We start from the raw sequence: 24,339 nt of genomic DNA on the forward strand, positions 1-24,339 counted from the left end.
GCAGCGCGTCGGCGTGTGCCGGGACTTCGCGCATCTGGCGATCACCCTGTGCCGGTGCATGAACATCCCGGCGCGCTACGCCACCGGCTACCTCGGCGATATCGGCGTCCCGAAGGACCCGGCGCCGATGGACTTCTCGGCGTGGTTCGAGGTCTTCCTCGAGGGGCCCGAGGGACCGCGCTGGTACACGTTCGACGCCCGCCACAACCGGCCCCGCATCGGCCGCATCGTCATGGCCCGCGGGCGCGACGCCACCGACTGCGCCATCTCGACGAACTTCGGTTACGCCCACCTCGCGCGCTTCGACGTCCACACGGACGAGATCCCCTGAGCCGAACACGCCTTCGTGATGAGGCGCACCGCACGGCCAAGCTGGCCTGCGTATTCCGCCGGAGAGCGAATTCTTGGCGGGTGTATGGAACTGCCTGCCTATGCTCACGCTTGTAATGGCAAAGGTTATTGCACAGGTAGGCCACTCATGAAGACCACGGTCACCGCACTCGCCGCGCTCCTCGGCGTGTCTGTTCTTGCCGCCACGCCCGTTCTCGCCGCCTCGTCGTACGATCCCTTCGGCACGGACAATGCCGATGAGTACTACTCCGATCAGGGACAGTACGGTTACCAGGGCACTTACGCCCCGGGCTACGGCCAGGGCGTGCAGGCCGCGCCGCAGGCGCAGGTCCAGCCGATCCCCCGTGAGATCGTGGCGTTCAACGGACCCTACGCGCCCGGCACGATCGTGGTCTCCACCGCCGAGCGGCGCCTGTACTACGTGCTCGGCAACGGCGAGGCGATCCGCTACGGCGTCGGCGTCGGCCGTCCGGGCTTCAGCTGGAGCGGCACCAACAAGATCACCGCCAAGCGCGAGTGGCCGTCGTGGACGCCCCCGAAGGCCATGATTGCCCGTCGTCCCGACCTGCCGCGCTACATGGCGGGCGGCATCGAGAACCCCCTCGGCGCCCGGGCCATGTATATCGGCAGCACTGAGTACCGCATTCACGGCTCCAACGAGCCGGACACGATCGGTCAGGCGGTGTCGTCGGGCTGCATCCGGATGACGAACGAGGACGTCACCGACCTGTACGACCGCGTGAAGGTCGGCGCCAAGGTCGTCGTCCTGAACTGAGGACGCGGCGCGGGAATACTCGCGCCAAGGTCCGCCTGCGCCGCACGGGCCGCGTCATCCGAAAGGGGGGCGCGGCCCGTCGCCGTCGAGACCGCGTGCAATCAGGGAACGACGTGGCCGACGGCCGTCTGCGGCGGGCTGAACGAGGCGATCGGCAGGTCGCAGAAGCAGCGCACGCCGAGGGGACGCGGCCCCGGCAGCGGGCACGAGAACGGCTTCGGGCCCGTGATCCCCTGCTGGACCGCGTCGCAATTGTAGCCGACGGGGGCGCGCTGCGCCCGGCGCGGGACCGGGCGGTATCCGCCGTCGTAGCCCGGATCGTCGTAGTACTGGGCCCAGGCCGCGCCGCTCGGAACGACGGCGGCGAGCGCCAGGGCGGCGACCGCCAGGCGGAGAGGTCCACGCAGGCCGGATCGGCCGGAAACAGTGAGGCGCATCCCTGAACCCTTCAGTCGGCGCGGACCCAACGCGTCCGCCCGGCGGCTCTCGGCGGCAATACCGGCGAAAACGAGACGGCCCGCCCCCCTGATACGGGAGCGGGCCGCGGCTCGTTTCGTCGATGTCTGCCTCAGTGCGAGGCGCGCTCGGCGGCGTCCTGGGCGTTCTGAGCCGTCTGCTTGGCGGCGTCCTGGCCCTGCTCCATGGCCTTGCGTGCCTCGTCGGCGCCCTGCTGCATCGCCGACTTGGCGCGTTCGGCGCCCTGCTGCATCGCGCTCTGCGCGAGGCCGCTGAACTCTTTCGCCTGCGCCTGGATGGCGGCGAACTGGCTGCGGACGAACTCGGCCTGATGCTGCATCGCCTCCTGCATGTCCCTGGAGCGGACCAGCTTCTGGGCGAGGTCGAAAGCCGCGTTCACGTTCTGCTCGGCATATTCGAAGCCGCGGGAGGAGGCGTCCAGCGCGTTCGAGCGGGCCAGTTCGGCCGAACCCTGCACCGTGTCGGCGGTGCGGCGGGCGGCGCCGATGAAGCTGTCGAACGCCTTGCGGGCCTGCTCGACGCTCTTCTCGGCGAAGTCGCGCATCTCGGCCGGAACTTCGTAGTTCGGGGGGTTGCTCATACGTCGTCTCCTCTCTTCATTGGCCTGTGGATGGCGCTTTGTGCGGTGCACAATAACTGATTCGCCGCCATATGCCACCCGCGCTCACGGCGTTAAGGTTGACATAACGTAAACGTGTGACGGTTGCGCCGAGAGTCCAGCGTCGCGGCGCGAGGGAGTTTACAATAGGGCTACGGTCGCGGGCGTTTCTCGGGCAAAGCGGGACCGCGGAGCGTCTGGATCGCGTTGGGGTTCGAGGTCGCGGGCTTTGGAGACGACAGTGACACCGACGGCCGCTGCAGTCCCGGCCGGGCTGGCGAATGCCTTCGCGACCTGGGAGCGGCTGCCCGCCCTGGCGGCCGCGCTGGCCGCGCGCGACGCCGTGCATCTCGTGATCGATTCGACGGACGCGCGGATCCTGTCCGCGTCCGAAGCGGCGGCCGGTCTCGCCGAGTCGCTGGCCGGCCCCGCCCTCGCCGGTCTGAACCGGCAGATCGCGGCGGCGGTGGCGGGCGACGCCGCGCCCCGCCTCGCGCGCCTGCGCCTCGATGCCCGCCGGATCGCGCCGCCTGTTCTGTGCTGGCTGGCGCGGGGCGCGCAGGCCGACGGCCGGCCCGCGATCCTCGTCGTCCCGACCGCGCCGGTGTCGGCGGGCCGCGCCCGTCCCGCCCGCCCGGTCGAGGCTCCGGTCGAACCGCGCGCCGCGCCTTCTGGGGCGAAGGGCGCGCCACCCCTTCAGCCGCAATCGCCCTCAACGGTGCCGCTGCGGCGCGACGACCGCTTCCTGTGGCGCCTCGATGCCGCGGGTGTCTTGACCACGCTCACCGGCCCGGAGGCCCTGTCCGGGCTGGTCGGGCAGCGCTGGCAGGATCTGGCCGCGAGCGGGCGACTCTCCGGCGCCGACGCCGTGCTGGCGGCCCTGCGCGACCGGCGCACCTTCCGCGGCGAACCGGCGGTACTCGATGCCGGCACCGGAGCGTTCCGGGTCGATCTGTCGGGCGCCCCGCTGGGGCGGGGCGACGCGGCCTTCTCGGGCTTCGGCGGCTTCGGTCTGATCCGGAGCGTCCCGGCCGCGCCTCCGGAGCCGACCCCCGAGGCAGTACGGGAGCCGACGCCGATTGCGACACCGGAGCCCGCAGCCTGTGAGGATGCGGGGGCCGCGATAGTCCCGGCCGAGCCCGGCGAGGTCGCTATCCCTGTCGGGGTGGACGCGGACCCCGTCGCCGCGCCGCTGTCGAACGACGAGCACGCCGCGTTCCGCGAGATCGCCCGGGCGCTGGGGGCCCGCTACGCCGGCGACGAGGCCGAATCCGGTTCGCCCAGGACCGAGAGCGGTTCGGTGATGCCGTTCCCCGCTCCACAGGCCGGTCCGGCGGAGACCCGCGCCGTCTCGGACGATGTCGGCGCGGACCCGGACACGGCGGAGATCGCACCGGTCGACGACGCGGCACCGGCGCCCGCGACCGATCTCCTCGGCGGATTGCCGCTGCCGGTGCTGGTCCATCGAAACGGCACGATCGTCGCGGCGAACGGCGCCTTCCTGGACCTGACCGGCTATCCTGATCTGCCGAGCCTCGCGCGCGTCGGGTTCTCGGGATTGCTGCCCGGTCTTCCCGCGGCGGAAGCACCCGAGCCGTCCGCACGCCGCACGACCGTCACGACGGCCGACGGCGGCGCCCGCCCCGTGGAACTGCTGGGGGGCGCCCTGCCCTGGGCGGGCGCGACCGCCACGTGCCTGGTCGCGCGCCCCGTCGAGGAGGCCGACGTCGCGGACGCGCTCAGGGCCGAGCGCCTCGCCCGCGCCGCCCAGACCGAGCGGACGGCCAGCGCCGAGGCGACCCTCGACGCGCTGGAAACGGGCGTCGTCACGGTCGACGCGGCCGGGCGCATCGTCGCGCTGAACCGCGCCGCGGCCGACCTGTTCGGCTGCGAGCCGCGCGAGATCGTCGGCAGCACTTTTGTCACGCTGTTCGACGGGGACAGCGTCCTGACGGTCGCCGATGCCCTTCGCGGCGCGGCGCCCGGGCGGCGCGTCGTGCGCCTCGCCGGGGCGCCCGTGTCGCTGACCGTAGCGGCGGCGCAGGGCCGACGGGTGGTCCAGATCGCGCGGGCCGGGGGCGAGGCGGCGGAGCGGGCCGCCGAGGGCGGCCCGGATCCCGCGCCGGCTCGCGCCGACGCCCTCGGCCGGCTCGAGGGCGCCGTCCGCCAACCGCTGACCGGGATCATCGACCTCGCCGCCGCGATGCTGAAGGAGCCGTTCGGCCCCCTCGGGGACGCGCGCTACAGGGGCTGCCTCGCCGAGATCAAGGCCTCGGGCGAGGCGATGCGGGAGCGCGTCGGGAAGCTCCTGGACCTCGCCGCCGTCGAGGCCGGGTCGCTCCACCTGGAACCGCGCGCCCTCGATCTCAACGACGTGGTGGCGAGCTGCGTCGCCCGGCTCCAGGGCGAGGCGGCCCGGGGCCGCATCGTCATGCGAACGAGCTTCTCCACCGATATCGGCGACCTGGAGGCCGACGAGCGCTCGGTCAGCCGCGCGGCCAGCTTGGTGATCGAGAACGCGATCCGGCGGTCGACCGCCGGCAGCCAGATCATCGTGTCCACCGGTTCGGCGGAGCGGGCGGGTATCGCCGTGCGGGTGCGGGACACCGGTGCCGGCCACGCCCCGCGGCCGGAGGCTCCGCAGGACGATGTCGAGGACGGGCTGGCGCTGCCGCGGGCGCTGGTGGAGGCCAATGGCGGGCGGCTGGAGCTCTCCGCCCGGCCGGAAGACGGCACGCTCGTGGAGATCATCATGCCCACGCGTCGGGCGGCCAACGGCTAGGGTCGATCGCGACCACGGGCGGTCTCCGGCGGCGGAAACAGAGGGCTGCCGGTGACAGCCGCCTCGTGCGGGCGCGCTTGACAGCGCAGCATCGAAGCCTCAAGCAGCTCTTACATTGTGCCCAATCTATTCACGGGGATTGTGCTGCGCAGGTGCGCGCCAAACTGCGATGATATCGCCATCGTAGATTGTCGGCTACGTTACTTTGGAAGTCCTGGCTGCGCGGCGGCGACCGCGATACGATCGGGCACCAAAACAGGGATGGGACGCCATGGAAGGCAAGGTGATCGAGGTCCAATCCGCGTGGCGCGAGGGTGCACACGTGGACGATGCCAAGTACCGGGAGATGTACGCGGCTTCCGTCGCCGATCCCGACGCGTTCTGGGCCGAGCACGGCAAGCGCATCGACTGGATGAAGCCGTTCTCGACCGTGAAGAACACCAGCTTTGAGCCCGGCAAGGTCTCGATCAAGTGGTTCGAGGACGGCACGACCAACGTCGCCCACAACTGCATCGATCGCCATCTCGAGACCCGGGGCGACCAGACCGCGATCATCTGGGAGGGCGACAACCCCGACGAGGCCAAGCACATCAGCTACCGCGAGCTGCACGCGCAGGTCTGCCGGATGGCCAACGTGCTGCGCAACCGCGGCGTCGGTAAGGGCGACCGCGTCACACTCTACATGCCGATGATTCCGGAGGCCGCCTACGCGATGCTCGCCTGCGCGCGGCTCGGCGCGATCCACGCCATCGTGTTCGGCGGCTTCTCGCCGGACTCCCTCGCCTCGCGCATCCAGGGCTGCGGCTCGAAGGTGGTGATCACCGCCGACGAGGGCCTGCGCGGCGGCCGCAAGGTGCCGCTGAAGGCCAATGTCGACGAGGCGATCAAGCGCCTCGACGCCGACCTGGTCGACCACGTGATCGTCGTGCGCCGCACCGGCGGCAGCGTCGCCATGGAGGCGGGCCGCGACGTCTACTACGACGAGGCCGCCGAGCAGGTGACGGACGAGTGCCCCGCCGTGGCGGTGGAGGCCGAGCACCCGCTCTTCATCCTCTACACCTCGGGCTCGACCGGTCAGCCGAAGGGCGTGGTGCACACCACAGGCGGATACCTCGTCTACGCGTCGATGACGCACGAATACGTCTTCGATTACCGCGAGGGCGACGTTTACTGGTGCACGGCCGATGTCGGCTGGGTCACCGGCCACAGCTACATCGTCTACGGGCCGCTCGCGAACGGCGCCACGACGCTGATGTTCGAGGGCATCCCGACCTACCCGTCGACCTCCCGCTTCTGGGAAGTGGTCGACAAGCACAAGGTCAACATCTTCTACACGGCGCCGACCGCGATCCGCTCTCTGATGGGCGGCGGCGAGGGCCCGGTGAAGAAGACCTCGCGGCAGTCGCTCCGCGTGCTGGGCTCCGTGGGCGAGCCGATCAACCCGGAAGCCTGGGAGTGGTACTACAACGTCGTCGGCGACAGGCGCTGCTCGATCGTCGACACGTGGTGGCAGACCGAGACTGGCGGCATCCTGATCACGCCGCTGCCGGGCGCCACCGCGCTCAAGCCGGGCTCGGCCACACGCCCGTTCTTCGGCGTGAAGCCCCAGATGGTCGACGCCGAGGGCAAGGTGCTGGAAGGGCCGTGCGAGGGCAATCTCTGCATCGCCGATTCCTGGCCGGGCCAGATGCGCACGGTCTACGGCGACCATGAGCGCTTCGAGCAGACCTACTTCTCGACCTATCCGGGCAAGTACTTCACCGGCGACGGCGCCCGGCGGGACGCCGACGGCTACTACTGGATCACCGGCCGAGTGGACGACGTCATCAACGTCTCGGGCCACCGCATGGGCACCGCCGAGGTCGAGTCGTCGCTGGTCGCCCACCCGAAGGTCGCCGAGGCGGCGGTGGTGGGCTACCCGCACAACGTGAAGGGCCAGGGCATCTACGCCTACGTGACCCTCAACGACGGCGAGGAGGGCGACGACGCCCTGCGCAAGGAGCTCGTGACCTGGGTCCGCAAGGACATCGGGCCGATCGCCTCGCCGGACCTGATCCAGTTCGCCCCCGGCCTGCCCAAGACCCGTTCGGGCAAGATCATGCGCCGGATCCTGCGCAAGATCGCCGAGGACGATTTCAGCTCGCTCGGCGACACCTCGACGCTGGCCGAGCCGGCCGTCGTCGACGACCTGATCGAGAACCGGCAGAACCGGGGCTGATCGCATCCGCGCCGCCCCGGCGGCGCGGGTCCGGACCGGGGCGGGTGCCGGGGCGGCGCCCGCCTCCAACAAGAACCACGAATCCCAACGCGCAGAACCGGGGGGCCGCGAGCGTGCCCTCGCGGGAGGAACACCCATGAGCGGCACGACACTGAACACCCGAGGGCGCATGGCGCCCCCGGGAACACGCCCACGCGAGATCGCCGCCGATCCGCAGGTCGAGCGGATCGCCCGAACCCCCGAGTTCCAGCAACTCGTTCACGAGCGCACCCGCTTCGCCTGGATCCTGACGATCCTGATGCTGGTCGTCTATTTCGGCTTCATCGGCTTGATCGCCTTCGACAAGTCGCTCCTGGCCGTGAAGGTCGGCGGCACCGCCTCCCTCGGCCTGTTCGCGGGCGTGTTCGTGATCCTGTTCGCCTTCGCGCTCACGGGGGTCTACGTCGCCCGGGCCAACACGCGCTTCGACGCGCTGAGCGAAGCCCTGAAGCGGAGCGTGGCCCGATGAACCGCCTCCTTCTCGGCCTGACGCTCGCCACGATCGTCGCGAGCGCCGCCTACGCGGCCGGCCCGGATCTCGGTGCCGTCGCGCAATCGGCCACGAACTGGCCGGCCATCCTGATGTTCCTGTTCTTCGTGCTGCTGACGCTCGGCATCACCTACCGGGCCGCCAAGGGCACCAAGTCGGCCGCCGACTTCTACGCGGCGGGCGGCGGCATCTCGGCAGGGACGAACTCCCTGGCGATCGCCGGCGACTACATGTCGGCGGCCTCGTTCCTCGGCATCTCCGGCCTCGTCTACACCTCGGGCTTCGACGGGCTGATCTACTCGACGGGCTTCCTGGTCGGCTGGCCCATCGTGCTGTTCCTGATCGCGGAGCGCCTGCGCAACCTCGGCAAGTTCACCTTCGCCGACGTGGCGAGCTTCCGCCTCGACCAGACCGCGATCCGCATCATCTCGGCGGTGGGCACCCTGGTGGTGGTGGCCTTCTACCTGATCGCCCAGATGGTCGGCGCGGGGAAGTTGATCCAGCTCCTGTTCGGCCTGCCCTACCTCTACGCGGTGATCATCGTCGGCGTCCTGATGATCGTCTACGTCGCCTTCGGCGGCATGAAGGCGACCACCTGGGTGCAGGTGATCAAGGCCTGCCTGCTACTCGGCGGCGCGACCTTCATGGCCGGCGCGGTGCTGCTGAAGTACGGCTTCAACCCGGAAATGCTGTTCGCCAGCGCCGTTCAGGTCCACCCGAAGGGCGACGCCATCATGGCGCCGGGCGGCCTCGTGTCGAACCCGGTCGAGGCGATCTCGCTCGGCGTCGGCCTGATGTTCGGCACCGCCGGCCTGCCGCACATCCTGATGCGGTTCTTCACGGTCTCGGACGCCCAGGCCGCCCGCAAGTCGGTGTTCTACGCCACCGGCCTGATCGGCTACTTCTACATCCTGACCTTCATCATCGGCTTCGGCGGCATCGCGCTGCTGATGTCGGACCCGGTCTACTTCAAGCTCGGTCCGGCCGGCGCGTTCGACAAGCTGAAGGACATGATCGGCGGCACCAACATGGTGGCGGTGAACCTCGCCAACGCGGTGGGCGGCCCGTACTTCCTGGGCTTCATCTCCGCCGTGGCCTTCGCCACGATCCTCGCGGTCGTCGCCGGCCTGACGCTCGCCGGCGCTTCGGCGATCAGTCACGACCTCTACGCCCAGGTGATCGCCCGCGGGCGGACCACCGAGAAGCACGAGGTCAACCTGTCGAAGATCTCGGCCGTGGTGATCGGCATCGTGGCGATCTACCTCGGCTACGTGTTCGAGAACCAGAACGTCGCCTTCATGGTCGGCCTCGCCTTCGCGGTGGCGGCGAGCTGCAATTTCCCGGTGCTCGCCATGTCGATCCTGTGGCGGGGCACCACCACCTGGGGCGCGCTCGCCGGCGGCCTCGTCGGCCTGCTCGCGGCGGTCATCATGGTGGTGCTGTCGAAGGCCGTGTGGGTGACGACGCTGGGCAACCCCGCCCCGCTCTTCCCCTACGACAACCCGGCGCTGTTCTCGATGCCGCTGGCCTTCGCGACGATCTGGGTCGTGTCCCTCTTGGACAAGACCCGGCGCGCGCAGCGCGAGCGGGCCGCCTTCGAGGCCCAGTACGTGCGTTCCGAGACGGGCATCGGGGCCGCCGGCGCGCACGCGCACTGACGGCGATCCGACGGGTCTGACAGGCGGAGGGCGCGGCGCGAGCCGCGCCCTTCGTCGTTCCGGTGACAACTCGGTACGCGCCCATGTTGATGAGGGTCTTCACAATCGCTTTACCGGTTGACCGCCCCACCACGTGCGATAACGCATAGGTGATCTGCGCCTCGCGCAGAACCGCCCGGGAAACGGGCCGGTGAGCGGGCGATCCGTGTCTCGGGCCGCCCATGTGCGTCTGGGAGGACCTGTTTCATGCCTGTGGCAACCGCGATCCCGCGAGCGGGAGACGCTGCGAGGCCGATGACGTCGGCCGAGAAGCGGGTGATCTTCGCATCCTCGCTCGGCACCGTGTTCGAGTGGTACGATTTCTATCTCTACGGGTCGCTGGCGGCGATCATCGGCGCGCAATTCTTCTCGGCCTACCCGCCGGCCACGCGCGACATCTTCGCTCTGCTGGCCTTCGCGGCCGGCTTCATCGTCCGGCCGTTCGGCGCGCTGGTGTTCGGCCGTGTCGGCGATCTCGTCGGCCGCAAGTACACCTTCCTGGTCACGATCCTGATCATGGGTCTGTCGACCTTCATCGTCGGCATCCTGCCCAACGCGGCGACCATCGGCATCGCGGCGCCGATCATCCTGATCGTCCTGCGCCTCGCCCAGGGCCTCGCGCTGGGCGGCGAGTACGGCGGCGCGGCGACCTATGTGGCGGAGCACGCCCCCAATGGCCGGCGCGGCTTCTACACGAGCTGGATCCAGACGACCGCGACGCTGGGCCTGTTCCTGTCGCTCCTGGTGATCCTGGCGACCCGGACCATCACGGGCGAGGCCGCCTTCGCCGAGTGGGGCTGGCGCATCCCGTTCCTGGTCTCGGTGCTGCTCCTCGGCATCTCGGTCTGGATCCGTCTCCAGCTCTCCGAATCCCCGGCCTTCAAGAAGATGAAGGAGGAGGGCAAGACCTCGAAGGCGCCGCTCACGGAGGCCTTCGGCGAGTGGCGGAACGCGAAGTTCGCGATCATCGCCCTGTTCGGACTCGTCGCCGGCCAGGGCGTGGTCTGGTACACGGGCCAGTTCTACGCGCTGTTCTTCCTGCAATCGATCCTGAAGGTCGACGGCTACACGGCCAACCTGCTGATCGCGTGGTCGCTGCTCCTCGGGACCGGCTTCTTCGTCGTGTTCGGCTGGCTGTCTGATAAGATCGGCCGCAAGGTCATCATCCTGGCGGGCTGCGCGATCGCGGCGGCGACGTTCTTCCCGATCTTCAAGGGGATCACCTCCACGGCGAACCCGAAGCTCGAGGCGGCGATCGAGAACGTGAAGGTGACGGTGACGGCCGATCCGGCCGCCTGCGGTACCCTGTTCAACCCGGTCGGAACGCGGGTCTTCACCCAGCCCTGCGACCTCGCCCGCGACTTCCTGTCGAAGTCGTCGGTCCGCTACACGACGGTGCCCGGCGCGGCCGGCCAGCCCACGGCGATCCGCGTCAACGACACCGAGATCCCGTACCCGCAGGGCGGCAACGTCGAGGCCAACAAGGCCACGACCGCCGCGCTGCAGGCCGCGGGCTATCCGAAGGCCGGCGATCCCGAGATCGTCAAGATGTCGAACCCGTTCGACATCTTCCGGGCTCAGCCCGCGCAGGTGATCGGCCTGCTGTTCATCCTCGTGCTCTTCGTCACGATGGTCTACGGCCCGATCGCCGCCATGCTGGTGGAGCTGTTCCCGACCCGGATCCGCTACACCTCGATGTCGCTGCCCTACCACATCGGCAACGGTTGGTTCGGCGGCCTCCTGCCGGCGACCGCCTTCGCCATGGTGGCACAGACCGGCGACATCTATTTCGGCCTCTGGTACCCGATCGTCATCGCGGTCGCGACGGTGATCATCGGCGTGTTCTTCGTGCCGGAAACCAAGGATCGCGACATCTTCGCCGACACCTGACCGGCGCGAGCCGACCGGACCCCGGTCAGACCCGCGGCAACGGCGCCCAGGCAGCACACGCTGCCTGGGCGTTCTCGTTCGGGACAGCGCCCCGCGTCAGTCGCGCTTGTGTCGACCCAGCAACGCCATGGCGAAATGGCGATCCGTGCGGTTCGTCACGGATTGCGTTTTGTCGGATCCTATACGGAGGTGACAAGTATCGAGGCCCGGCAGAAACGTCGCCCCATCGGACGATGGCCGTAACGCCGACTGTTTTCGAAAAGATTATTGACGTTGTAAGAGGATATTTATTGCAACTGAAAGTAAATTATCGGGCAGCCCCGGACTTCCCTGGAGGCGCGCCGACCACATGAATCTGTACGAATTTTAATTCGCCGACAATCGGCCCGGCGGAACCTTATGCGGTACAAGTCCGTATGAGGTTTCCCTCCGCTCCAGGCCCTTGGGATCTCGAACGTGAACACCGTCCTGGCACATCTGCGCCGTCAACCCGGGTCGAAGCCGCCGCTTCTCCTTGTGATTACCTGGTCCCTCATCGCTGCGGGGTTGTGGATCCTGATCAACAGTCTCGCCGGACGCGTCGTCTGGTGGTGGTGATTTACCTCAACGCCCCCCGCTGTTCTCGGGGCAGCCGCTGAGATAGGCGCCGAGGAGATATCCCGCCTGGTGCGCGGTCAGATATCCAATCACGATCAGCACGCGCAGCAGGTCGATCCCGTAGACGGACATGAAGATCGTCATGGCCGCGAACAGGATAACCGACGAGGTCATGGCGACGACGATCACCGAGTAGGATCGGCCGATCAGCCATCCCACGAGGAACAACAGCGCTGCGACCACCATCTCGTCACCCGACCCGGACCTGTTCCAGGAAGTTCTTCACACGAGCTTCCGGCGCATATCCGTGTGATGATGGCGCGCGACCGAGAAAATTTCAACCCGGTCAGCAGACGCCGAACATATTCGCGAAGACCGAGATATTACACCGGTAATAATGCCCGAAAAATAGCATTTCTGGATGCCAGACATCCATTGCCGAGCTTCGAACCGACCCGCACCTGTTCACGGCAATGCTGGCCGGAATTGCGCGCCCGGCCCAAAATCGGTCCGGCCGATATGATCGCGGCGGATCGTTAACGGCGCGCAACAGGGAGACCTCCGCGGTAGCCGGACAGTTCCGGACACCGCGGAGGTCGCGCGCCTTCTCGGAGAACCGGGGAACGGCCTGCCGGCTCAGTGCCGGAAGTGGCGGTGCCCCGTCAGGACCATGGCGAGCCCGGCCTCATCGGCCGCCGCGATGACGTCCGCATCGCGCATCGAGCCGCCGGGCTGGATCACCGCGGTGGCGCCCGCCTCGGCGGCGGCCATCAGCCCGTCCGCGAACGGGAAGAACGCATCCGATGCCACGACCGAACCGAGCGCGAGGCTCTCCGCGACCCCGAGACGCTTCGCCCCCTCGGCGGCCTTCCAGGCGGCGATGCGCGAGGAATCGACCCGCGACATCTGACCCGCGCCGATGCCGACCGTGGCGCCGGCCTTCGCGTACACGATGGCGTTCGACTTCACGTGCTTGGCCACCCGGTAGGCGAACCGGAGATCGGCCAGCTCGGCCTCGCTCGGCGCGCGCTTGGTCACGACCGTGAGCGGCATGTCGTCGACGACCGCCGCGTCCCGGGTCTGGACCAGCAGGCCGCCCGCGAGGGTCCGCACGGTCTCGCCGCCGGCCCGCGGATCGGGCACGCCACCGGCCAGCAGCAGGCGCAGGTTCTTCTTGCCGGCCACGATCGCCGCCGCCTCGGGCGTGGCGTCGGGGGCGATGATCACCTCGGTGAAGATCTCGACGATCCGGCGGGCCGCCTCGGCGTCGAGCGTCCGGTTCAGGGCGACGATGCCGCCGAAGGCCGAGGTCGGGTCGCAGCTCAGAGCCCGCTCATAGGCCTCGAGGAGGCTGGCCCCCTCGGCGACGCCGCAGGGGTTGGCGTGCTTGATGATCGCCACGGCGGCGGTCCGGGCCGGATCGAACTCGGCCACGCACTCGTAGGCGGCGTCCGTGTCGTTGAAGTTGTTGTAGGACAGCTCCTTGCCCTGGAGCTGGCGGGCGGTGGCCACGCCCGCACGGACCTTGCCGGGCGCGCGGTAGAAGGCCGCCGACTGGTGGGGGTTCTCGCCGTAGCGCAGCTCCTGGCCCAGAGCACCCCCGAAGGCGCGGAACCGGGCCGGCGCGTCGGCGCCGAAGCGGCCCGCCATCCAGTTGGCGATGGCGGCATCGTAGGACGCGGTGCGGGCGAACGCCTTCTGCGCCAGGCTCCGGCGCAGATCCGCGCCGAGCGACCCGTCCTGCGCCTCGAGGGCGGCGAGCAGGCCGGCGTAGTCCGACACGTCGGTGACGACGGCGACGTCCGCGTGGTTCTTGGCCGCCGCGCGGATCATCGCCGGGCCGCCGATATCGATGTTCTCGATGCAGTCGGCGTCCGACCGGTCGGCCGCGATGGTGGCCTCGAACGGGTAGAGGTTGACCACGAGAAGATCGATGGCGCCGATCCCGTGGGCGGCGAGCGCGGCCTGATGCTCCGGGTTGTCGCGGATGGCGAGCAGGCCGCCGTGGACCGCCGGGTGCAGCGTCTTGACCCGACCGTCCATCATCTCCGGGAAGCCCGTCAGGTCGGCGACCTCGGTGACCGGCAGGCCGGCCTCCACCAGGGCGCGGTGGGTGCCCCCGGTCGAGACCAGCACGATGCCGCGGGCGTGGAGCGCCCGGGCGAAGTCGACGAGTCCGGTCTTGTCCGAGACCGAGAGGAGCGCGCGGGAGACCCGCACCTGATCGTGCGCCATAGCTTCGTGCCGAAAGTTCGAGATTTTCCGGCGCGGTAGCATGGAAACGGTGACCCCGGCCAGCCGCCCCCGTCGCGAACCTGTCAGGGCGCCACGCCGCGCAGGGGCGCGGAGGCCTGGCGCTCGAAGGTCCACCGGACCTCGACGTCGTCGGCGACCCGCAGGTGAAGGACGATCTGGTCGGTCCGGCGCGGCCCGGTCAGCCCCGAGAAGTAGACGCTCTCCTCGATGGCGATCGCGGCGTTCTCGGCGCGGAACGTCCAGATCTCCCCGAGCGCCGAGGCGAGTTCCAGCCCCTCGGGGATGCTGCGCACCGCGATCCCGGGATGGAGGTGGAAGCGGATCGCCACGTCCTGCGGGCGCAGCCGCCGCCCGCGGCTGAGCCCCTTGCCCTGGCGCAGGAAGGCGTCGCGGCCCTCCAGGCGGGCCGTCGCGTGGAAGAGCTGCCAGCGGCGCTCGTGCACGATGCCGAACTCGGGGCCGTAGCCGTTGTGCCGGGCCGCGAGGACGACGCTGTCGGTCTCCTCGGCGCGCTCGGCGGCCACCGCGGACGGACCGCTCAGCACCACCGGGCCGCGCCGGCGGATCAGCCAGTCGGCCAGGAGCCGCTCGCCCCACCAGCCGGTGCGGGTGAGGAACCGGCAGGACGAGGCGTGGGCCACCGCGGCCGTGGAATGGGCCGGCGTCGAGCGAGCCAGGAGGCGCAGATCCGCGCCGCTGGCCGGCAGACCGCAATTGACCACGATGCGCTGCGGTCCGCTCGACATCTCGAAGGCGAGACAGCCGGCACCGGAATTGACCGAGTAGGGCAGCGGCGGGCTGGCGCCGACATCGGCCACGATCACGACCCGGCCGCCCTCGAGGCGCTCGTAGCCGGAATTCGGCGCGTGCATCAGCGGGCGGGCGAGCGCGCCGTCGTAGACCAGCAGGGTCGCGAGATGGTCCGCGTCCGTGGCGCCCATGCCGTTGAAGTGGCTCAGCGAGGCGTCCGGGTGCCGCAGGAGACGCAGCAGCGGCAGCATCCGGTCGATTGCGCGCAGGAGCGAGAGCGGCGGCTCGACGCTGCGGCTCAGATAACTCTGGCGCAGGGGCAGCAGGTCGAGGAGCAGCTCCATGGCGAAGCGCGGGTCGCGGGAGCGGTGGCCGCCATCGGTCAGGATCTGCCGGTCGAGCTCCCGCGTCAGGATCCGGGTCGCCCGTCGCAGGATCGGCTGGATGCCGTCGCAGCACAGGCCGGCGTAGCAGAGCGCCACCGCGGCGTTCAGGCGCCATTGCGGCGGCACGCCCCGCCGGAGGTCACGCTCGAGCTGCTGCGCGTTGCGCCCGATCGCCTTCAGGAAGTTCTGGTAGAAGCCGTGGTCGGCGCCCTCCAGCACGAGGGGCGACTGGCACAGGAACGAGATCAGCCGGCGCGCCGCCACCGGCGTCTGCCGGGCGAGCACCGCGTCGCCGCGGCCGGCGATGAAATCGGCCACGAAGGCGCGGGCATTGGCCCGGGCGAGCGCAGTGTCGGCGGCGCGCAGGTGACGCAGCCAGCCGAAGCCGTAAAGCTCGTCGGCCCATTCCGGTGACGGCGCCGCGTAATCGAAGGGCGAGCCGCCGCTCGCCGCGAGCGACCGGCCGGCGAAGACGAACAATCCGGCATAGATGTCGTCCGCGAAGGTCGCGTCGGAGGTGCGCAGGTCCTGCGGCGCGATCACGAGCCCGGCCACCCGCATCCGGGCGAGGATGTCGGGCGAGGCGGTGACGCTGGCGCCGGCGGCGCGCACCGCGCGCGCGGCCTCGCGCGCGACGAGCCGATAGAAGCGCCAGCGGTCAGGCCCCCAAGCCACGCGATCTCCGAGCTACGCGTTCTGACAAGGCCCCAAGGCCTTGAGCCCTCGCGTACGAGGATCGGCTGGCACCCGTTTCGTAAGGCTAGTGGGGGCCTCTTAACCGGCGGTTTACGCTATGTCATGTCCGACGCCGCCAAGGCGAACGGCGGCGGCGGGCCTTCTCCGCGGCGGGGCTAGCCCGGCATCAGCGCCGCGTCGAACGCCTTGAGGTTCGACCGCATCAGATCGAGATAGGTCGCGGCCGGACCGCCCGGCGCCGAGAGCGCGTCGGAATAGACCTTGCCGCCGACGCGGGCGCCGCTCTCGCGGGCGATCTGCTGCATCTGGCGCGGGTCGCTGATGTTCTCGAGGAACACCGCCGGCACGCGCTCCTTCCGGATCTGGCGGATGATCGCCGCCACGTCCCGCGGACTCGCCTCGCTGTCCGTCGACACGCCCTGCGGCGCGATGAAGCGCAGGCCGTAGGCCGCCGCGAAGTAGCCGAAGGCGTCGTGGGTCGTGATGATCCGCCGCCGCTCCGGCGGAATGCGGGCGATCGCCGCCCGCACGTCCCGCTCCAGCGCGTCGAGCTCGGCGAGATAGGCGGCCGCCGCCGCCCGATAGGCGTCGGCATGGGCCGGATCGACCTTGGCGAGGCCGTCCCGGATGTTCGCCACGTAGATCCGCACGTTGGCGACATCCTGCCAGGCATGCGGGTCCACGGCGTGGTCGCCGTGCCCGTGGTCGCCGTCGCCGTGGGCGTGCTCGTCCTGCGCGGGGATCGGCTTCACGCCCGCGGAGGCCACCACGACGGGGGCGCGCGTTCCGGAAGCTCGGATCAGCCGGTCGAACCAGCCCTCCAGCCCGAGGCCGTTGACGAACACGATGTCGGCTTCGGCGAGCTTGCGCGCGTCGGCCGGGGACGGGCTCAGGCCGTGGGCATCGGAGTCCGGCCCGACCAGCGTCGCCACCGTCACGTGCGATCCACCGACCTGCCGGACGAGGTCGCCGAGGATCGAGAACGTCGCCACCGCCCGGACCGGCCCGTCCTGCCCGGCAGCCGAGGCCGGCCCCGCCGACCCGAACCACAGGGACAGGATCGCGAGCGCCGTGATCCGGAATGTTCTCGCCACGCGCCGCACCGCTCCACCTGCCCGATTCCCCGTCGCGCCTGCCACTAATGTAACATTGTTACATACACAAGCGGGATACACGGTCGGTGCCTCATGCGCGGCGTTGGGCGCCGCCGCGGGCCGCGACGACGTCCCGAGCGTAAGACGGAGATGTCCATGTCCCGACGTATGAGAGCGGCCATTCTCATCAGCGGCGCCCTCGGCCTGGGGCTCGCCGGCGCGGCCTTCGCGCACGATCACGGGCCCGGCGGATTCCGCGGGCACGGGCGCTGGAGCGCGCTGACGCCCGAGGACCGCGCGGCCTTCACGGATGCCCGCATCGCCGCCCTGCATGCGGGCCTGAAGCTGACGCCCGACCAGGAGAAGCTCTGGCCGCCGGTCGAGGCGGCGATCCGCGACATGGCCAAGCTGCGCCAGCAGCGCCGCGCGGCGATGCGCGACCGGCCGAAATTCAGCGACGACGCCCCGGCGGCGCTGCGGGCGATGGCGGACGCGGCGAGCGCGCGGGGCGACGCCCTGCGCAAGCTCGCCGACGCGTCGCAGCCGCTCTACGCCAGCCTCGACCCCGATCAGAAGCGGCGCGCCCCGATCCTCGCCCGGCCGATGGGCCCGATGGGCGGCCACGGCATGCGGGGCGGCTGGCAGCGCGAGCACGACGACGATCGCGGGCCGCGCGGCGAAGACCGCTGAGCAAAAGCCTTGATCCGCGGCGGCGGCGGCGGCAAACCGCTGCCGCCGCGCATCCTGACCGGGGGCGGCACTGATCCGACCCGGTAGGTCTCATGGCGCGCCTTCCCGGCGACACGGCTCCCCTCCTCGCCCGGCTCTGGCGCACCTGGCTGTCCCCGCACCGGGCCACCCTGGCGGTGGTGCTGGTGCTCATCGCGCTGGTGGGCGCCTCGACGGGGCTCTACCCCGCGCTGATCAAGGCCGCCTTCGACGCCTTCGACCGCAAGGACGCCGCCGCCATCGCGTACGGACCGCTGGTGGTGATCGTGGTCACGGCCACGCGCGGCTTCGCCCTCTACGGCCAGACGATTCTGACCAACCGCGTGGTGACCCGGGTCGAGGCCGACATGCAGTCCGCGCTCTACGGCCACCTGATCGACTCGGACCTCGCCCAGCTCGGCCGCGAGAGCCCAGCGGCGCTGACCCAGCGCTTCACCACCGACTTCGCCTTCATCAAGGAGGCGCTGACCCGCATCTCGACGGTCCTTCTCCGCGACATCGCGATGCTGATCGGGCTCGTGGCCGCGCTGATCTGGATGGATCCTGTGCTGACCCTGGTGGCCGGTGTCACGGTCCCGTTCGTCGCCGGGCCGATCGGGCGGATCGGCCGGAAGCTGCGGCGGGTCTCGACCTCGACCCAGGAGCAGATGGGCGCCACCGCCAGCCTGATCTCCGAGAGCCTGCAGGGGGCCCGGGTCGCCAAGACCTTCGCCATGGAGAGCTACCTCAAGGGCCGCGCCGCCGCCGCCCTCGACGAGGTGCGCCGCCTCAAGATGAAGGCCGCCAACGCCCGCGGCCGCCTCGACCCGCTGCTGGAGATCGGCGGCGGCATCGCGGTGGCGGGCGTGCTGGTGCTGGTCGGACAGCGCGTGCTGGCCGGGGAGAAGACGGTCGGCGACTTCACCGGCTACGTGGCGGCGCTGCTGCTCGCGGCGCAGCCGGCCCGGGCGCTCGGCAACCTCAACGCCATCCTGCAGGAGGCCGCGGCCGCGCTGCGGCGCTACTTCGACGTGATGGACGAGGTTCCCACGATCCGCGAGGCGCCGGACGCCCGGCCGCTGGCGATCGCGGGCGGCGGCATCCGGTTCGCGGACGTGCATTTCCGCTACCGGCCGGACGCGCCGGCGCTGGAGGGCATCGACCTCGCGGTTCCCGCCGGCTCCGTGACGGCGCTGGTCGGGCGCTCGGGCTCCGGGAAGTCCTCGCTGCTCAACCTCGTTCCGCGCCTCTACGACGTCACCGGCGGCGCGGTGACCATCGACGGCCAGGACGTGCGGACCGTCACGCTGGCCTCGCTGCGCGCCGCGGTCGCGGTGGTGTCGCAGGAGGTCGTGCTCTTCGACGACACGATCGCCGCCAATATCGGCTTCGGCCGGCCCGGAGCGACGCGCGCGGAGATCGAGGCGGCGGCCGCGGCCGCCGCGGCCCACACCTTCGTCACGGCCCTGCCGGAGGGTTACGACTTCCGGGTCGGATCGGGCGGCGGGCGGCTCTCCGGCGGCGAGCGGCAGCGGGTGGCCCTCGCCCGCGCCTTCCTCAAGGACGCGCCGATCCTGCTCCTCGACGAGGCGACCTCGGCCCTCGATTCCGAATCGGAGCGCCTCGTCCAGGAGGCGCTGACCCGGCTGATGCGCGGCCGGACCACCCTGGTGATCGCCCACCGGCTCTCGACGGTGCGCGAGGCCGATCAGATCGCCGTGATGGACGCCGGCCGCGTGATCGAGATCGGGCGGCACGACGACCTGCTCGCGGCCGGCGGCCCCTACGCGCGCCTCTACCGGTTGCAGCTGTCGGAACCGGCGACCGCGGAGTGACACGCAGGGTGACTCGCATGTGCGGCGACGCCGTCATGCGCCGGCTCCGTAGATTCGCGCGCCGGAGCGCGCCATAAGGGCCTCAGTCGATGAGGACCACACCGTGAGCGACCTGACGTTCGAGATCCAAAGTCATCCCGCGCCGCGGACCGCCGAGGAGCGGGCCGCACTGATGGCGAATCCAGGCTTCGGCAAGGTGTTCACAGACCACATGGTGGTGGCGCGGTACACGGCCGGCCGCGGCTGGCACGACGCGCGGATCCAGGCCCGCGAGGCCATCCCGCTCGACCCCGCCGCCGCGGTGCTGCACTACGCGCAGGAGATCTTCGAAGGCCTCAAGGCCTACCGCACCGCTGACGGCGGCGCGGCCCTGTTTCGACCCGAGGCGAACGCCCTGCGGTTCCGCCGCTCGGCCGAGCGCATGGCGATGGCGCCGTTCCCCGAGGACGCCTTCGTGGAGGCGATGCGCAAGCTCGTCGAGATCGACCGCGCCTGGATCCCCGACACGCCGGACGGCAGCCTCTACCTGCGCCCGTTCATGATCGCCAGCGAGGCTTTTCTCGGGGTCAAGCCGGCCTCGGAATACCTGTTCGTGACGATCGCCTCGGCGGTGGGCTCCTACTTCAAGGATCCGACCGGGACGGTCACGGTGTGGATCTCGGAGCACTTCACCCGCGCGGCCCCGGGGGGAACGGGCGCGGCCAAGTGCGGCGGCAACTACGCCGCGAGCCTCGCGGCGCAGTCGGAAGCGGCGTCCCAGGGCTGCGAGCAGGTGGTGTTCCTAGACGCGGCCGAGCGCCGGTTCGTCGAGGAACTCGGCGGCATGAACGTGTTCTTCGTCTTCGAGGACGGCACGCTGGTGACGCCGCCGCTCTCGGACAGCATCCTGCCTGGCATCACCCGCGACTCGGTGATCACCCTGGCCCGGGAGGCCGGCCTGACGGTCAAGGAGGAGCCCTACACGATCGACGCGTGGCGCGCCGACGTGCGGGAGGGACGCCTCACCGAGGCCTTCGCCTGCGGCACCGCCGCGGTGATCACGCCGATCGGCACCGTGAAGGGCCGGGAGGAGAGCTTCACGATCGGGAACGGCAAGGCCGGCCCGGTGGCCCAGCGGCTGCGGAGCCTGCTGGTGGACATCCAGCGGGGCAATTCCAATGACGCCCATGGCTGGTTCCAGAAGATCTTCTAGGAGCCGTCTCCCGTCCGCGGCGGTGCGTTCATCGTCGGGACGGCCGGGTTCACCGCTCGGACCCGGAGGGCGCCTGTCCAGCTCCTATCCTGAGGTCCCGGACGCCTCCGGGACCGCCGTGCGGCCCCGCGGCCCGCGGCCGGCCGACCGGAGCGTCCGCCTCAGGATACGGCGGCCGCGCGCGTGACGGACGCGGCGGTCCGCTCCCCCGAGGCAGCGATCGGCCCCTGGAATCCGGGCGTCCGGTCCGATCTGCCGTCCGCGTTCGTGCCGCTGGTCACCGTCTACCGGCCAGAGCACGTCGAGACGCCGCTCCGCGACGCCCTGGATCTGAGCGACCTCTGCGGGCTGCCCGCCCGCCAGCTCACCCGGTTCCGAGCCGGCCGCCTCGTCGTCCACGAAGTCCTGATCCGGGTCATGTCGGACCTGTCCGTGCCGGTCGGCGCGGTCTACGCCGATCTCGGCGTGAACTTCCGCGCCATCGTCACCACGATCCTGCGCGAGGGGATCGAGCCGCGCCTCGGCGAGATCGAGACCGCCCTCGCGGGGATCCGCGCCGAGGCCGACGCGGTGCTCGCCCGCGAGGTCGCCGCCATCCTGGACGACCGGCCTCCCCCGCCGCCGGAGCCGCGCTGGCTCGACCGCCTCCTCGGACGCCGCCCTCCGGCGCTCGAGGCCCCGCGCGAGGATCTCGCGACCCGCGCCCTGCGCCATCTGGAGACCTGGCAGCGGCGCGCCGCCGAAGCCGGCGACGCCCTGGAGATCGCCGCCTGCGAGGCTCTGCGTGCCGTCGTGGCCGGCCTGATCGCCCGGCAGAACACGGTCATCCGCGACGCGGCCCTGCTGCGGACCATCGCGGGGACGCTGGTCTCGAACGGCTACGGCAGCCGGCGCATCGGCGAGCAGATCGAGCCCTGGATCGACGCGGTCGTGGAGGCGCAGCGCTACCGGCGGCTGGCGCCCCAGGATCATCCGGTGGTGATGAACGTGAAGGGTGCCTCGGCGTCCGGGAAGAGCACGATCCGCCCCTACCAGCTCGGCCTCGCCAGGCGCCTGGGCATGGCGTGGTCGGATTTCGCGGTGATCACCCCCGATGTCTGGCGCAAGTACCTCCTCGACTACGACAGCCTGGGCGAAGCCTCCCGCTACGCCGGGACGCTGACCGGCTACGAGGTCGAGATCATCGATATGAAGCTCGACCGCTACGTCACCCGCAAGGCGGCGGAGCGGCGGATCTCGAACCTGCTGATCGACCGGTTCCGGTTCGACAGCTTCCAGGCCGAGGCCGGCTCGGACGGTGGCGGCCAGCTGCTCACTCGGTTCGGCGATCGGGTCTACATGCAGTTCATGGTCACGCCCCCGGCCGATACCGTGGAGCGCGCCTGGAAGCGCGGCGAGCTGTTCGGCCGCTACAAGGCCGTGGAGGACCTGCTGGCCCACAACGTCGAGGCCTATACCGGGATGCCGCGCCTGTTCTTCAACTGGGCGCTCGCACGCGACAAGCAGGTGGTCTGCGAGTTCCTCGACAACAGCGTGCCGCTGGGCGAGCGCCCGCGCACCATCGCGTTCTGGGCGGACGGGATCCTCAACATCCTCGACGTGAAGGGGTTGATCGACATCGACCGCTTCCGGAAGGTCGACATCTTCGCCCGCGGCCCCGAGGCGGTGTTCAAGGGCGCCGACCTCTCTGCAGCCGCCAACACCACCTTCCTACGGGAATGCCTGCGCCGGATGGCCACCGTCCGATTCGTTCAGGCCGAGACCGGGCGGGCGATCCTGCGCCTCGACCGAGGTCGGATCACCGCGCTGGATCGGGACACCCTGGCGGCGGTGAAGGCGGGCCCGGACTGGGAGGCCGCCTGTGCGGCCATCGGCTTTCCGGCCGATCCAAGTTCCATCCCTACCCTGGAGGAGACGCTGCACCCGGCTGACGCGCCGACGCTCGGCGCGTGGGGCCCGATTCCTGCAGCGGGGCAAACGGAATAATATCGCCGCCCTGACAGTTCATCCGGTCCGTCTCACGCTGGTATATTGCATACCTAGAACGGATGTGCATGATCGTCGGTGCACCAGAGACGCCGCCACAGCAAGGCCGCGCCGCCCAAGAGAGAGGCTCAGGGATGGAACGCCAGGATTCGCCGTCGGCGAAATGGTGGCAGCTCGCCTTCGGCGTGATCTGCATGGCCATGATCGCCAACCTCCAATACGGTTGGACACTGTTCGTGGACCCGATCGATCAGCGTTACCACTGGGGCCGCGCGGCGATCCAGCTCGCATTCACGCTGTTCGTCGCCACCGAGACCTGGCTGGTTCCGGTCGAGGCTTGGTTCGTCGACCGCTACGGTCCGAAGATCGTGGTCGCCTTCGGCGGCGTGATGATCGCCCTCGCCTGGACCATCAACGCGTACGCCGACAGCCTGGCGATGCTCTATCTCGGCGCCGTCATCGCCGGCATCGGAGCGGGCTCGGTCTACGGCACCTGTGTGGGCAACGCGCTCAAGTGGTTCCCGGATCGCCGCGGCCTCGCCGCCGGTGCCACCGCGGCCGGCTTCGGCGCGGGTGCCGCCATCACGGTGGTGCCGATCGCCCGCATGATCGCGTCCAGCGGCTACCAGGACGCATTCCTGTATTTCGGCATCGGCCAGGGCGCCGTGGTCCTCGCCCTCGCCTTCCTGCTGCGCAAGCCGTCGACCAACACGCCGGTCCAGCGCAAGAAGACGCGCCTGCCGCAGACCAAGGTCGACCGCAGCCCGCGCGAGGCGGTGCGCACCCCGGTCTTCTGGGTGATGTACGTGATGTTCGTGATGGTCGCCTCCGGTGGCCTGATGGCGGCGGCGCAGATCGCCCCGATCGCCCACGACTTCCAGGTGGCCGGCGTCCCGGTGAGCCTGTTCGGCCTGCAGATGGCGGCGCTGACGCTGGCGATCTCGCTCGACCGGGTCTTCGACGGGTTCGGCCGGCCGTTCTTCGGCTACGTCTCCGACCATATCGGCCGCGAGAACACGATGTTCATCGCCTTTTCGACGGCGGCGCTGGCCGTGATCGTGCTGCTGACCTACGGCCACATCCCGATGGTCTTCGTCCTGGCCACCGCGGTGTATTTCGGGGTGTTCGGCGAGATCTACTCGCTGTTCCCGGCGACCTGCGGCGACACGTTCGGCTCCAAGTACGCGGCGAGCAATGCCGGCCTGCTCTACACCGCCAAGGGCACCGCGGCCTTCCTCGTCCCCTTCGCCAGCATCCTTTCGGCGGCCTACGGCTGGTCGGCGGTGTTCACGCTGATCATCGTCCTCAACGTGACGGCGGCGGCGCTGGCGATGTTCGTCCTGCGCCCGATGCGGGCCCGCTACCTCGCCTCGGAAGACCAGCCCGCGGCGCTCGGCGCCCAGCCGATCCGGGCGGCCTGACCGGCCTCCCACCCCACGGCGTCGCGGAAGCGACGCCCAACCTTCCCGGATCTCCCGCCCGCCCCGTCTTCGGGAGCGCGGGGGATCCCCAGCCAGCCGGC

18 protein-coding genes are annotated in these 24,339 nt (G+C 70.3%); 12 read left to right on the forward strand and 6 right to left on the reverse strand.

What is annotated here, in order from left to right:
- Nucleotides 1-331 (forward strand): transglutaminase-like domain-containing protein (locus tag ACTJK8_RS27130; protein WP_440762826.1); only part of this gene is annotated, 331 nt, incomplete at its 5' end.
- 147 nt (nt 332-478) lie between these two features.
- A complete protein-coding gene (locus ACTJK8_RS27135) occupies nt 479-1,126 on the forward strand; it encodes a L,D-transpeptidase (protein WP_012322489.1) in 648 nt (215 codons plus the stop codon).
- 101 nt (nt 1,127-1,227) lie between these two features.
- Here ACTJK8_RS27135 and ACTJK8_RS27140 read toward each other — a convergent pair whose 3' ends face one another.
- Both ACTJK8_RS27140 and ACTJK8_RS27145 read right to left on the reverse strand, forming a co-directional pair.
- Entirely contained in the window at nt 1,228-1,563 is a 336-nt protein-coding gene (locus ACTJK8_RS27140) for a hypothetical protein (RefSeq protein ID WP_012322488.1), read from the reverse strand.
- Between the two features lie 131 nt (nt 1,564-1,694).
- Entirely contained in the window at nt 1,695-2,183 is a 489-nt protein-coding gene (locus ACTJK8_RS27145; RefSeq protein ID WP_012322487.1) for a phasin, read from the reverse strand.
- Between the two features lie 259 nt (nt 2,184-2,442).
- Between ACTJK8_RS27145 and ACTJK8_RS27150 the strand changes: the two genes are divergently transcribed.
- The 5 genes from ACTJK8_RS27150 (at nt 2,443) to ACTJK8_RS27170 (ending at nt 11,317) form a co-directional block, all read left to right on the forward strand.
- Complete coding sequence (locus ACTJK8_RS27150) at nt 2,443-4,983, forward strand: PAS domain-containing protein (RefSeq protein WP_440762827.1); 2,541 nt, start codon at nt 2,443-2,445, stop codon at nt 4,981-4,983.
- Nucleotides 4,984-5,254: 271 nt separating this feature from the next.
- Complete coding sequence (gene acs / locus ACTJK8_RS27155) at nt 5,255-7,201, forward strand: acetate--CoA ligase (RefSeq protein WP_024828003.1); 1,947 nt, start codon at nt 5,255-5,257, stop codon at nt 7,199-7,201.
- A gap of 136 nt (nt 7,202-7,337) precedes the next feature.
- On the forward strand, nt 7,338-7,709 hold the full coding sequence (locus ACTJK8_RS27160; RefSeq protein WP_440762828.1) for a DUF485 domain-containing protein: 372 nt from the start codon (nt 7,338-7,340) through the stop codon (nt 7,707-7,709).
- Nucleotides 7,706-9,388, forward strand: a complete 1,683-nt coding sequence (locus tag ACTJK8_RS27165) for a cation acetate symporter (RefSeq protein ID WP_012322483.1) — start codon at nt 7,706-7,708, stop codon at nt 9,386-9,388. Before ACTJK8_RS27160 ends, ACTJK8_RS27165 begins: the two co-directional genes overlap by 4 nt.
- A 294-nt stretch (nt 9,389-9,682) precedes the next feature.
- The gene (locus ACTJK8_RS27170) at nt 9,683-11,317 is read left to right on the forward strand and encodes an MFS transporter (RefSeq protein WP_024828005.1); all 1,635 of its coding nucleotides are present in this window, start codon (nt 9,683-9,685) and stop codon (nt 11,315-11,317) included.
- Nucleotides 11,318-11,920: 603 nt separating this feature from the next.
- On the opposite strand, the gene ACTJK8_RS27175 is transcribed toward ACTJK8_RS27170, so the two are convergent.
- The 4 genes from ACTJK8_RS27175 to ACTJK8_RS27190 form a co-directional block, all read right to left on the reverse strand.
- Entirely contained in the window at nt 11,921-12,160 is a 240-nt protein-coding gene (locus ACTJK8_RS27175; protein WP_012322481.1) for a hypothetical protein, read from the reverse strand.
- A 390-nt stretch (nt 12,161-12,550) separates the two neighbouring features.
- On the reverse strand, nt 12,551-14,149 hold the full coding sequence (gene purH / locus ACTJK8_RS27180) for a bifunctional phosphoribosylaminoimidazolecarboxamide formyltransferase/IMP cyclohydrolase (protein WP_440762829.1): 1,599 nt from the start codon (nt 14,147-14,149) through the stop codon (nt 12,551-12,553).
- Nucleotides 14,150-14,232: 83 nt separating this feature from the next.
- Complete coding sequence (locus ACTJK8_RS27185; RefSeq protein WP_043075107.1) at nt 14,233-15,981, reverse strand: heparinase II/III family protein; 1,749 nt, start codon at nt 15,979-15,981, stop codon at nt 14,233-14,235.
- 176 nt (nt 15,982-16,157) lie between these two features.
- A complete protein-coding gene (locus ACTJK8_RS27190) occupies nt 16,158-17,096 on the reverse strand; it encodes a metal ABC transporter solute-binding protein, Zn/Mn family (protein ID WP_024828008.1) in 939 nt (312 codons plus the stop codon).
- Nucleotides 17,097-17,252: 156 nt separating this feature from the next.
- Between ACTJK8_RS27190 and ACTJK8_RS27195 the strand changes: the two genes are divergently transcribed.
- From ACTJK8_RS27195 to oxlT, 5 genes are all read left to right on the forward strand, one after another.
- Nucleotides 17,253-17,786 (forward strand): Spy/CpxP family protein refolding chaperone, encoded by a 534-nt coding sequence (locus tag ACTJK8_RS27195; RefSeq protein WP_440762830.1) that lies wholly within the window; start codon nt 17,253-17,255, stop codon nt 17,784-17,786.
- 92 nt (nt 17,787-17,878) lie between these two features.
- Nucleotides 17,879-19,639, forward strand: a complete 1,761-nt coding sequence (locus tag ACTJK8_RS27200) for an ABC transporter ATP-binding protein (RefSeq protein WP_440762831.1) — start codon at nt 17,879-17,881, stop codon at nt 19,637-19,639.
- Nucleotides 19,640-19,742: 103 nt separating this feature from the next.
- Nucleotides 19,743-20,831, forward strand: a complete 1,089-nt coding sequence (locus ACTJK8_RS27205) for a branched-chain amino acid aminotransferase (RefSeq protein WP_012322475.1) — start codon at nt 19,743-19,745, stop codon at nt 20,829-20,831.
- 183 nt (nt 20,832-21,014) lie between these two features.
- Nucleotides 21,015-22,817 carry a hypothetical protein gene (locus ACTJK8_RS27210; protein WP_059409167.1) on the forward strand — a complete coding sequence of 601 codons (1,803 nt, stop codon included), beginning with the start codon at nt 21,015-21,017 and terminating at the stop codon, nt 22,815-22,817.
- A gap of 134 nt (nt 22,818-22,951) precedes the next feature.
- The gene (oxlT, locus tag ACTJK8_RS27215; protein WP_012322473.1) at nt 22,952-24,238 is read left to right on the forward strand and encodes an oxalate/formate MFS antiporter; all 1,287 of its coding nucleotides are present in this window, start codon (nt 22,952-22,954) and stop codon (nt 24,236-24,238) included.
- Nucleotides 24,239-24,339 lie beyond the last annotated feature (101 nt).

This window comes from Methylobacterium sp. 22177 (genome assembly GCF_052045615.1).
GTDB classification, from domain to species: Bacteria; Pseudomonadota; Alphaproteobacteria; order Rhizobiales; family Beijerinckiaceae; genus Methylobacterium; species Methylobacterium radiotolerans.

Coding starts and splice junctions, on each gene's coding strand:
- oxlT (WP_012322473.1), top strand. CDS start 22,952: ATGGAACGCCAGGATTCGCCGTCGGCGAAATGGTGGCAGCTCGCCTTC.
- ACTJK8_RS27135 (WP_012322489.1), top strand. CDS start 479: ATGAAGACCACGGTCACCGCACTCGCCGCGCTCCTCGGCGTGTCTGTT.
- ACTJK8_RS27140 (WP_012322488.1), bottom strand. CDS start 1,563: ATGCGCCTCACTGTTTCCGGCCGATCCGGCCTGCGTGGACCTCTCCGC.
- ACTJK8_RS27195 (WP_440762830.1), top strand. CDS start 17,253: ATGTCCCGACGTATGAGAGCGGCCATTCTCATCAGCGGCGCCCTCGGC.
- ACTJK8_RS27175 (WP_012322481.1), bottom strand. CDS start 12,160: ATGGTGGTCGCAGCGCTGTTGTTCCTCGTGGGATGGCTGATCGGCCGA.
- ACTJK8_RS27160 (WP_440762828.1), top strand. CDS start 7,338: ATGAGCGGCACGACACTGAACACCCGAGGGCGCATGGCGCCCCCGGGA.
- ACTJK8_RS27165 (WP_012322483.1), top strand. CDS start 7,706: ATGAACCGCCTCCTTCTCGGCCTGACGCTCGCCACGATCGTCGCGAGC.
- acs (WP_024828003.1), top strand. CDS start 5,255: ATGGAAGGCAAGGTGATCGAGGTCCAATCCGCGTGGCGCGAGGGTGCA.
- purH (WP_440762829.1), bottom strand. CDS start 14,149: ATGGCGCACGATCAGGTGCGGGTCTCCCGCGCGCTCCTCTCGGTCTCG.
- ACTJK8_RS27200 (WP_440762831.1), top strand. CDS start 17,879: ATGGCGCGCCTTCCCGGCGACACGGCTCCCCTCCTCGCCCGGCTCTGG.
- ACTJK8_RS27170 (WP_024828005.1), top strand. CDS start 9,683: ATGACGTCGGCCGAGAAGCGGGTGATCTTCGCATCCTCGCTCGGCACC.
- ACTJK8_RS27145 (WP_012322487.1), bottom strand. CDS start 2,183: ATGAGCAACCCCCCGAACTACGAAGTTCCGGCCGAGATGCGCGACTTC.